This window comes from Actinomadura sp. SCN-SB, from assembly GCF_043906805.1.
Taxonomy (GTDB): domain Bacteria; phylum Actinomycetota; class Actinomycetes; order Streptosporangiales; family Streptosporangiaceae; genus Spirillospora.
This window is the reverse complement of the sequence record NZ_JBIMPP010000180.1, coordinates 1-725: the sequence shown is the minus strand read 5'-3', so window position 1 is coordinate 725 and position 725 is coordinate 1. Positions and strand designations below refer to the sequence as shown.

Below are 725 nucleotides of genomic sequence, written 5' to 3'. Positions count from 1 at the left end.
GGGGCTCGCTGCGCGATCAGGTCCTCGCAGGCTCGGACCTGCCTCCGGACGCGATCGCAACGCCTGGGCGCCGCTCGGGGCTGGGTGACGGGCTGAGGCTGGCTGTCAGGTTATGCAATGCGAGCCATTGAGGACGAAGGCTTTGTCGCCCAGCACGTACGGCCAGTGATAGCCCTCATGTGAGTGGGGGCCGGGTCCGCAACCGTCGGTCAGGAGGTACTTGAGCGCCTACACCACGCCGGGCGCCTACAGGCGAACGGCAAGGTGGGCGTCGTCGAGCGCGTGCACACACCCCGCTCGACGGATGGGTGCGGCGGGTCAGGAGCAGCAGCCTCCACCGCAACAACCGCCGCCGGCGGCGGCTGGGGGCGCGGGGGCGCCGCCGCGGGACGTTCCGGTGACGGCGACCGTGGACAGAAGCTTGACGGTGTCGTCATGGCCGCCGGGGCAAGTGGCGGGCGCGGACGCCTCGCTCATCGGACGCGACACCTCGAAGGTCGATCCGCACGCGCGGCAGCGGTAGTCATAACGTGGCACGTTTCCAGGATACGAGGCCGCAGCACCACCCCACCAGGCGACAGCCGGAGAGCGGAACCCCGCCCTTCACGCCAGGCCCCGGCGTCCGAAGGCAGGGGCGAGCGCAAGCGAGCCCCTGATCGCGAAGCGAGCCGCCAGGCGAGGAGTGCAGCTCGTGCTTGCAACAAACACAGTCGCGACTACCTCAA

Annotated in this window: 1 protein-coding gene; it reads right to left on the bottom strand. The window is 70.1% G+C overall.

Going from position 1 to position 725, the window contains the following annotated elements:
* Positions 1 to 318: 318 nt before the first annotated feature.
* A complete protein-coding gene (locus ACGWYJ_RS38950; RefSeq protein WP_395111728.1) occupies positions 319 to 537 on the bottom strand; it encodes a zinc ribbon domain-containing protein in 219 nt (72 codons plus the stop codon).
* Positions 538 to 725 lie beyond the last annotated feature (188 nt).